Here is a 9270-nt window from a genome sequence, read left to right on the forward strand (position 1 = left end):
CCACCCGCCGCATCCGCGAGGCCCAGCCGTGTCTACGGGTAAGCGAAGTGCCCGATCCCCTTCGGCAGCTGCTGGACCTGGTCGACCAGCGGCCGCATCCACTCGTCGAACGCCGTCGAGGATGCTATCCGTCTGCCAGCCCGCACCGGGCCGGAGAGCGACTGAGACCTGCCCGTTCGTCCAGTACCGTGCTCGTGTGCTCGCGTTCCCCCTGCTGACCGCACGGTTCGCCCTGTCCCCGCTCGGCTCCGCCGACCGCGTCGCGTTCACCACGTACCGCCGCGACCCCGACGTCGCCCGCTTCCAGTCATGGACACCCGACTGGTCGGACGCCGACACCGACGCCCTCATCGCCGACCAGCCAGTGGGCCTGCAATCGCAGTCCGGCGCCTGGCTCCAGCTCGCCGTCCACGAACGAGCCACCGGCGTCCTCGTCGGGGACGTCGCCGTCCACGCCCTCGCCGATCAACCGGACACGTACGAGCTCGGCGTGACCCTCGCGCGGGCGTCGCAGGGCGCCGGAGCCGGCCGGGAGGCACTTGGTCACCTCGTCGACGCCCTGTTCCGTTCGCAGCGTGCGCACCGGATCATCGCGATGACCGACGCCCGCAACGCGGCCGCGGCTCGCCTGTTCCAGCGACTCGGGTTCCGGCACGAGGGCCGCGCCGTCGACGCCGACTGGTTCAAGGGCGAGTGGACGAGCCTCGACACCTGGGCGATGCTCCGAGACGACCACGACCGACGGGGCCCGCTCGCGGAGCGGCAGCCGTCCATGGCTGGCGCGGCGACTGCGCGTCCCTGACGCGAGCCGTCGTCGGTCGGGAGGCACGGTACGAGCCCGCACCGCGCCTCCCGTCCGTCAGATGGCGGCTGGATCGGTCCGCAGCGGCGGCAGGGGGGCGATCGCTGTCGGTCACGTGGTAGTGCGACCGTCGACTCAGGACAGAAAGCGCGCGTGCACTTCGTCCTCTACCGGCCCCGGTCGGCCGCTGCGCTCCGCCGCCGCCTGACCGCATCGGACGCGACGACCGCGGCGGCGAGCACGGCCCCGTCGTGCGTGAGTTCGAGAACGGGGCCGTCGAGGATCAGGGCCGCTGGCCCGCTCCTGCGTGGCAGACTCCAGCGGGTGCTGTCGACGTCGAGGGCGAACTCGTCCTGGTGGACCTGCAGCGTCCAGACGACACCGGTCTCGGTGTGGCCTTCGAGTACCTCACCGGTGCGCGGTGCCCAGCGGATGACGCAGGCACCTTCGATTCGGTCGTCGATGTCGACGGAACGGAGGTGACGTGTGGCGTCGCCGTGCAGGGTCAGCCGCAGCGTTCCGTCGGTGACCGACAGCACCCATGGAAGGCTGTGCGCACCTGCCCAGGTCCGATCAGGGTCGACGACGTCGCGGAGCCAGAAGGTGATGCACGGACGTCCGCTGGCATCGTGGTACACCGTGGGGGCGTACGGGCTCGCGCCGTAGGCCAGATCGCCCCACCGTTCGACGTCGAACCGGCCCGCGCTCCACCGTCCGAGCGCGTACACGGTGCCGTACCCGGTGTCGGCAGCCCACACACTGAAGACGAGCACGTCGTGTCCGTCGACAGTGATCAGTTGCGGGCACTCCCACAGCTCACCGGTCCAGAGGGGCAGCTGTGCCAGTGAGGACCGCGATGCGGCCACGCCATCGAAGTGCCACGCCCTCAGATCGCTGGACGAGTACGAGAGCAGCCCGGCGACGCCGTCGGCCATCGCTCCACCGACGAGCATCCGCCACACGCCGTCATCGTCGAACACGAACGGGTCCCGGAACGCGGTCAACCCGAGCCCTTCGGGGGCGTCGACGACGACCGGACCCTTCTGCCAGGACCGGAGCTCCTGGTCGGTCGCGGTCGCCACCCGGATCCGACCCACCTGTGTCCCCGGGCTCACGACGGCGGTGTAGAACGCGCGTGCTCCATCGTCTGCGGTGACGATGCTCCCGGTCCAGATGCCGTCGTCGCCGTCACCCGGTTCGAGTGCGCTCCCGAGCAGCGTCAGGGACAGCAGATCCGGCCCGACCGCGTGCCCCCAATGGATGCCGGTCTCCCACTCGGTGCTGCCGGGGACGTACTGGAAGAACACGTGGTACTCGCCGTCGATGACGACGAAGCCGTGCGGGTCGTTGATCCACCCGTCGGCCGTGAAGTGCGCGTCTGGTCGCATCTCGAGGTCCCGTTCCGATGCGTGTCAGCGGGGTCGGCGCGCTGCAGCGTCGGGGAGTGCCGGGTACGGCGCATGCGGTTCCACCTGGTACCAGTACGCGGTGGTGCTGATGTCGTCGCTGCGTTCGAACAGCCCGTGTTCTGCCGCGCCGATCTGCTGCAGGGTGACACGCAGCTCCTGCCGGAACGCGATCGGGTCGGGCAGGTGCCACCGGTACATCGCGTGCGCCGGGGGCATCGCCTGCCAGAACGGCGACCCCTTCGACTCGTCCGCCTGTGACACGTGCGGGTAGCCGAAGTACGGCGCACTGAACGGCAGCGGCGTCGGGTTCGGGTTCTCGCGCAGTTCGTCCTGGAAGGCCCATGCGCCGCCGGCGTAGTCCTCCAGCCCGGTGCTGCAGAGCGTCGGGAACTCGGCGTCGCCGTCGAGGTAGAACTTCACCTCGCCCTCACCCCACCAGTACCGCTCGAGCTGTGACAGTGCCACGTACGTGCCGACGTAGTGGCCGCGCCCCGCGATGCCGTCGACGATCACGTGGTCCTCGCCCAGGGCCGTCGTGCCGTTGCTCCGGCGCCACTGCGCGTGGAACCGAGCGACGTCGTCCGGGTGTTCGTCACCGATCGTGTAGTCGACCTGGTAGAACACAGCACCGATCTCGTCGGGGTGCTCGCTGCTCAGTGTCATGCGCGCTGAAGTCCTGAACGGCATCGGGAAGTAGCTGTTCATCCCGCCGGTCGGCGCGACCACGATCGGGATCGACGTCACCAACGCACGGGCGCCGAAACCGTTGCAGAAGAAGTCGCCGAGCGGCACCTCCACCGACGGTTCCGCTTCACCGTCCCAGTAGGCCCGCAGGACCAGGTTGCGGAGGACGAACGCGCCACCGTCGGTGCGGTCCGGGACGGTGATCCAGATGTGGCGGATGGTGCCAGGCCCGGTGATCTCCGCCAAGGTGATGGTCGCACCTGCGGCGAGCGGGACGAACGCGGTGCCCTTGCGGCCGGGACCGAGGTCGGACGCGGTCGTGGCGCCGGCGCCCCGTGCTCCGGTGGGGTTCTCGGCGTTGATCGAACGGCTCTCGACGCGGGTGGGCGCTGACAGGACGGTGTCCCAGGAGAACGACATGCGGGTGGTTCCTTACTTGACGGCGCCGGCGGTGATTCCGCGGGTCAGGGAGCGTTGGAAGATGACGAAAAAGATCAGGGTCGGCAGCAGTGACAGCAGGGAGCCGGCGTTCTGTTCCGTGATGTCGGTGGACAGCTGGCCCTGCAGCGTGGACAGGGCGATCGGCACCGTCTGGTTGGTGGGATCGGTGAGCATCACGACCGGGATGTAGAACTCGTTCCACGTCCAGATGAAGAAGAAGATCATGAGCACCGCAAGGGTCGGCCGCATGACGGGGAACACCACTCGCCAGAGGATCTGCCACCGGTTCGCGCCGTCCAGTGCCGCCGCCTCGAGCAGGGAGGGTTCGAAGGTGCCGAGGATCGATCCGAGCAGGTACGTGCCGAACGCTGCCTGCAGCACGGAGAAGATGATGATCACGGACCAGATCGACCCTTGCAGGCCGAGCGCCTGCGCGCCGTAGAACAGCGGGTAGATGATCGACTCCTGCGGCAACATCGTCGCGAACAGCAGGATCGCGGTGATGACGGCGCCGCCGCGGATCCGACCGATTCCGATGGCGTACGCGGCCAGGAGTGCGATGACCACGGCGACGAGGGCGACGATGCCGGAGATCAGGATGGAGTTGAGCAGCGCGACCGGGAAGTCGACATCGGCGAGGTACTTCGAGAACGCGATGGTGGTGAACTGTTCCGGCCATGCGAATGGTCCGTTCGCCGAGTAGTCCGCTCGGGTCTTGAACGCGTTGAGGATGAGGATCAGGAACGGTGCGGCGAGGATAACGCCGACGAGGACCGCGACGGCGAGGAGCAGCCACCGGGTCGGGCTCTTCCGAGCGCGACGGAGTGGCGCCGAGGGGGCGGCTTCCGGCGCGGTCGTGGGGGCGCTGAGAACGGTGGTCATCAGCGTTCCGCCTTTCGGATGCTGGCGCGCTGCCACCAGAGGATCAGCGACGCGATGATGAGGATCAGGACGGTCAGGACGGTCGCGATCGCGGAGCCGTAGCCGACGCGGGAGAGCTGGAAGAAGTTGAGGTACGAGTAGTAGGAGGGCACGTAGGTGGAGCTCTCCGGTCCGCCGTTGGTGAGGATCAGGACCGGGGCGAACACCTTGAGCGCACCGACGGTGGCGGTGAGGATCACGATGAAGACCTCCGGACGGATCTGCGGGATGGTGATCGCCCGGAAGCGGCGCCACCAGCCGGCGCCGTCGACCTCGGCTGCTTCGAGCAGTTCCGGATCCACCCGTTGCAGACCGGACATGAAGATCACGACCGGGTATCCGATCTGTCCCCAGATGAGCACGATCATGATCGAGTACAGCGCCAGGTGGGGGTCGCCCAGCCAGTCCGGCCCCTCGATGCCGACGGTCCCGAGGAGGGTGTTGATGGCGCCGCTCTGCGCGCCGAGGACCCAGCTCCAGATGACCCCGGCGACGGCCACCGGCACGATCTGCGGAAGGTAGTAGGTGGCGCGGAGGAAACTCGCGACTCGGGGCCCGAACTGACGGCCGAGGTAGTCGAACAAGAGCGCTGCCAAGACGAGGCCGATCGCGGTCGGGATGACGACGATCGCGACGATCATGTAGATGGAGTTCTTGAACGAGGACCAGAACAACTCGTCGTGCAGCAACGACGTGTAGTTGCCGAAGCCGATGAACTCCATCGGGGCGAGACCGCCCTTCCACTGGAACATGCTGAAGAACAGGTTGCAGGCGAAGGGGACGAGGACGATCGCGGCGAACCCGAGCCCGATCGGCAGCAGGTACCAGTAGTACGACATCGGTCGCATTCTGCGGTGTGGAGCGTGCCTGGTCGCGGGGCGCGCCAAGTCGGAGCTGAGGGTGGCCACGAGAGCCCTTTCCGTGCGGTGAGGGGAGAAGGCCGTGGGCCGCCGCGGGGAGCAGCGGCCCACGGGAGGGGCTACTGCAACTGCGATTTGCCCTTGGTGTAGTACTGCTGGAAGGACTTGCTGAACGCGTCGGCGGTGGTCGACTTGTTCGTCAGGGCCTGCATGCCGCTCTGCTGGAAGTCGAGCATTCCGGGCAGCGGGTAGTCCGGGAAGTAGGACAGCTTGTCGCCGTCGACGAGGGTCTGGAACTGCTCCGACAAGGCCTTCACCTGCGGGTCGCTGATGACGCTCGGGTCGCCGGCGAGCGGCAGCCCTGCGTTCTTGCCCATCACGTTCTGCACCTCGGGGCTGAGCGTGGTGTTGATCCAGTCGTAGGCGAGCTCCTTGTTGCTGGACTTCGTTGGGACAGCCCAGAGGTGCCCTGAGGACCCGACGTTGAGGTTGGCGTCGGGGAGGGCGAACGTGCCCCAGTCGAACTTCGCGGACGCCTTGATGTTCGTGAACGCGTTCGAGTCCTCGAGCAGCATGGGGTTCTTCTGGCTGAGCCAGGCCTGGTCCATCTGGTCGCCCGTCACCGACGCGAGTCGAGTGCCGAGGTAGCCCTTGTCGATCCAGTCCTGGAACTCCTCGGCGCCGGTGGACCAGGGAGCCTTGTCGACGTCCGGGGAGCCCTTGAGGAACATGTAGTCGTCGATCTGGTCGCGGGTGGCGCCGGCGGAGACGAGGGAGTACCAGGTCCACAGCGCACCGAACCCGTTGGCGCTGCTCGCCACGGGTGTCGTGCCCTGCTCGGTGAACTTCTGCATGTCTGCTTCGAGTTCGGCGCGGGTGGTCGGCGGCTCGGTGATACCCGCCTTCGCGAACATGTCCTTGTTGTAGAACCAGACGATGAACTCGCCGATGTTCGGGATGCCGTACCAGTTGCCGCTCCCGGCGTTGCCGTCGGCGTCGTACTTCGCCAGGCTGGCGACGGAGCCCTTGATGTCCTTGTCCCAGCCGTACTTCTTCACCTCGTCGTTCAGGTTCTCCAGGAGGCCCTGCGAGGCGAGCTGACCAGCATCGGCGCCGCCCTTGTTGACCTCGAGGACGTCGGGCGCCTTGTTGCCGGAGAGCAGGAGCTTGCCGTTCTTCTGGATGTTGGCGAAGCTGGTCGTGACGAACTTGACGTTCACGTCGGGGTGCTTCTTCTTGAAGATCGTGACGGCTTCCTGCCAGCCCTTGTACTGCGCGCTGCTGGTCGCTTCGTACTGCCAGATGGTGAAGGTCTTCGAGTCGCCGTTGCCGGCACTGGAGCAGCCGGACAGCGCGGTGGCAGCCAGGCCGATGCTGACGAGTCCGACGACGGCACGCCAGAACTTCCGGGGGTTGCGTTGCATGGGGGTACACCTCTTCGTGTTGGGGACAGGACTGATTCCGGGCGCGCTGGAGACCGTCGGGTCACGACGGTTCGGCAGCGCTCCGGACTAGCGCGAGTCAGGCTGCGGGATGTGCAGCGCTCCGGGTCAGGAGACGAGTTCGGGGTCGGGTTTCCGCGGGTTGGGCGATGCTGGCACGCGGGACAACGGCGGGGCGACGGAGCCACGACGCACGACCGGGCACGGGACGATGTGTTCGGTGGGGTGGCGTTCCGTGTGGGGGTCTTCTCCCGCGCGCTGGATCGTGAGGTGCGCGGCGAGTTCTCCCATGGCTCGGTGGGGGAGTTGCACGGTGGTCAGTCCGGGGACGAGCCCCTCGGAGATGTCGATCTGGTTGTCGAACCCGACGACGGACAGGTCCTCCGGGATGCGAAGGCCCCGCTCGTGCGCGACGTGGTAGACCGCGTTCGCCATCCGATCGCCGAAGCAGAACACCGCGGTCGGCCGATCCGGTCGGTCGAGCAGCGCTCGAGCAGGTTCCAACGTGTGCACCGTTCCCGCCTCCGCTGCCTCGACGACGAGAGTCGGGTCAAACGGGATACCGGCTGCTGCCAACGCGTCCGCGTACCCCTGCAGGCGGAGCTCCCGAGCCGGGAGGTCCCGAGAGACCGTGCAGAACCCGATGCGGCGATGGCCGGCGTCGGTGAGCACGGACACTGCATCGGCAGCGCCGCCGCGTTCGTCCGGGATGATCCAGTCGACCGGGGCGGATGGGTCCTTCGGTCGGCCATCGAGGATGACCAGCGGGACACGGTCGGGGACCACCGGTGGGACGACGACCTGGTGGTACTCGCACGCGTAGATCAGGGCGTCGACGTTGCGCTGCAGGAGCATCGTCAGTGCCTCACGGACGACGCGCTGATCGCCGTCCGTGTCGACCATCAGGATCAGGTACTTCTCGTCGATCGCGACGTGCTGTGCCCCGCCGATCATCTGTCCTGCGAACGGGATGCTCGCCACGCGGTCCGAGATGAGTCCGATGGTGTGCGTCTGGCGGGTCCGTAACCCTCGCGCCATGAGGTCGGGGACGTAGCCGAGCGTGTCGGCGACGTCCCGGACGTGGTCGACCACGCTGTCGCGTACCCGTCCCTTGTGGCGGCCGCTCAACACCAGCGAGACGGTCGAGATCGACACGCCGGCGCGGGTGGCGACATCCTTCATCGTCAGCATGATCAACCTCCTCGTCAATCGGTTGATCTGACGGTAGGAGGTCAACAGATTTGACGCAAAGGCCGTGCGGAGATTTTCTTCGACCGTGTGGATCAGGGCGGGCCATGCGGTCGCCCCGCCGCCCGATGCTGGCCGCCGTCGCTACGACGACGGCCAGCATGCTCGTGTCGTCAGATCACTCGAGACCGAGAGCGGCGACTGCGGTATCCGTCGCTGCGGAAGCGAAGACGAGCGCTGCGTCGAACGTCTTCGCCGTCACCTCCATCGCGGCGCTCTGCGATCGGATGCGCGAGATGCCGTCACCGTCGGCTGCGTCCCAGAGAACGATGGCCGCCGAAGCCGACTGCAATACGGCAGTGCCTGCGGCTTCGAAGCTGTGCTCGTCGATGGCTGCCGCGGCCGTGCGCTCCACACGGAATCCGACTTCGGTCGGAGCCGGGAACGCCATCTCCGGTACCCGCTCGTCGGTGTGCGTGAGGGCGATAGCGCGGTACTCGGAGCCGAGCATGCCCGCGAGCAGGCTGCCTGCCGGGTGCGCCGTCAGCACGCCGTCGAACAGGACCGGCGTCTTCTGGATGTGATTGTTGTGCGCAACGTATGCGATTCGCTCTCCCTCAGGGAGCGTGCGGACGGCATCGCTGATACGCCGAGCGACGAACACCTCCCGGATCGTTGTGTCGTCGACGCGCCCAGTGCCGGAAAACAAGTCGGCCATGGCTCGCAGCATGACTTCCGTCGTCGCGGCCGCTTCGATGAGCGCACTGGCTTCTCGCCACAGGGGCGCGTTGTCGTCCGTCCGGTGCACCGCACCGAGCGCGTCGACCCGAGCTCGCAGCCGGGTCAGGTGCACCGTGAGCGAATCTTGGACACCCCGCTCGAGCGCGAGCCACGACGTGGCGCTGGCCGCCGCCGAGCCTCCCTTGACCCGTGACGCCAGTTCGCTGGTCGTCTCGACGAGTTCCGCGGCGGCAGGATCGATTGCGGCGAGCACATCAACGAGCGGCGCGACGCTCGGTGCAATCGAGAGGGCGTCCGGCAAGTCGATACCCAGGACGCGGATGCCGTGACCTCGCGGTAGCCGGCGGCGCAGGTCGTCGAGGAACGTCCCGTACAGGGCTACGGTCAGCGGGCCGACCAGTGTTCGCAGCTCCTCGGATCGCTTCCCTGAGAGCCACTGCTCGACGAGAGGCGCTTCGTCACGACCAATTTCGAGGGCCACACCACAGACACCGACGTCTCGGACGAGTGCGGCGACGATGCTCGCTCGTGCGGTGTTGAGTTCTGCGACGAAGTGAGCAGACTCTCCGACGCCGATGACGCGGGCACTCGAGACGAGTTCGCGCAGTCTCGTGTCTGCGAGGGGGTCCCGCTCGTCCCAAACTGTTGCGGCGAAGGAGATGGCCGCGGACGCGGAATCGTTGTGGTTGGACATGGGAGCACTCCTCGATCAGAAACGGCATGCGGATGACCCGGACGAGCCGGGCAGGACGACGCAGTGCCGAATCAGAGCAGGATGCTTG

At 67.4% G+C, this 9270-nt stretch carries 8 protein-coding genes; 1 reads left to right on the forward strand and 7 read right to left on the reverse strand.

All coding sequences use genetic code 11. The features are described 5' to 3' along the window. The first annotated feature begins 196 nt into the window (after positions 1 to 196). The gene (locus ACO0E1_RS14825; protein ID WP_422874899.1) at positions 197 to 802 is read left to right on the forward strand and encodes a GNAT family N-acetyltransferase; all 606 of its coding nucleotides are present in this window, start codon (positions 197 to 199) and stop codon (positions 800 to 802) included. A gap of 167 nt (positions 803 to 969) precedes the next feature. Here ACO0E1_RS14825 and ACO0E1_RS14830 read toward each other — a convergent pair whose 3' ends face one another. From ACO0E1_RS14830 to ACO0E1_RS14860, 7 genes are all read right to left on the reverse strand, one after another. Beyond that, on the reverse strand, positions 970 to 2190 hold the full coding sequence (locus ACO0E1_RS14830) for a glycoside hydrolase family 32 protein (RefSeq protein WP_422874900.1): 1221 nt from the start codon (positions 2188 to 2190) through the stop codon (positions 970 to 972). 24 nt (positions 2191 to 2214) lie between these two features. After that, positions 2215 to 3315 (reverse strand): glycoside hydrolase family 172 protein, encoded by a 1101-nt coding sequence (locus ACO0E1_RS14835; RefSeq protein WP_422874901.1) that lies wholly within the window; start codon positions 3313 to 3315, stop codon positions 2215 to 2217. Positions 3316 to 3327: 12 nt separating this feature from the next. Beyond that, entirely contained in the window at positions 3328 to 4218 is an 891-nt protein-coding gene (locus ACO0E1_RS14840; RefSeq protein ID WP_422874902.1) for a carbohydrate ABC transporter permease, read from the reverse strand. Next, a complete protein-coding gene (locus ACO0E1_RS14845) occupies positions 4218 to 5096 on the reverse strand; it encodes a carbohydrate ABC transporter permease (RefSeq protein WP_422874903.1) in 879 nt (292 codons plus the stop codon). Before ACO0E1_RS14845 ends, ACO0E1_RS14840 begins: the two co-directional genes overlap by 1 nt. 140 nt (positions 5097 to 5236) lie before the next feature. Then, positions 5237 to 6541, reverse strand: a complete 1305-nt coding sequence (locus tag ACO0E1_RS14850; RefSeq protein ID WP_422874904.1) for an ABC transporter substrate-binding protein — start codon at positions 6539 to 6541, stop codon at positions 5237 to 5239. A gap of 126 nt (positions 6542 to 6667) precedes the next feature. Then, positions 6668 to 7750 (reverse strand): LacI family DNA-binding transcriptional regulator, encoded by a 1083-nt coding sequence (locus ACO0E1_RS14855; RefSeq protein WP_422874905.1) that lies wholly within the window; start codon positions 7748 to 7750, stop codon positions 6668 to 6670. A gap of 175 nt (positions 7751 to 7925) precedes the next feature. Then, positions 7926 to 9182, reverse strand: a complete 1257-nt coding sequence (locus tag ACO0E1_RS14860; RefSeq protein ID WP_422874906.1) for an erythromycin esterase family protein — start codon at positions 9180 to 9182, stop codon at positions 7926 to 7928. Between the last annotated feature and the right edge of the window lie 88 nt (positions 9183 to 9270).

Source organism: Curtobacterium guangdongense (assembly GCF_049341845.1).
Lineage (GTDB): Bacteria > Actinomycetota > Actinomycetes > Actinomycetales > Microbacteriaceae > Curtobacterium > Curtobacterium guangdongense.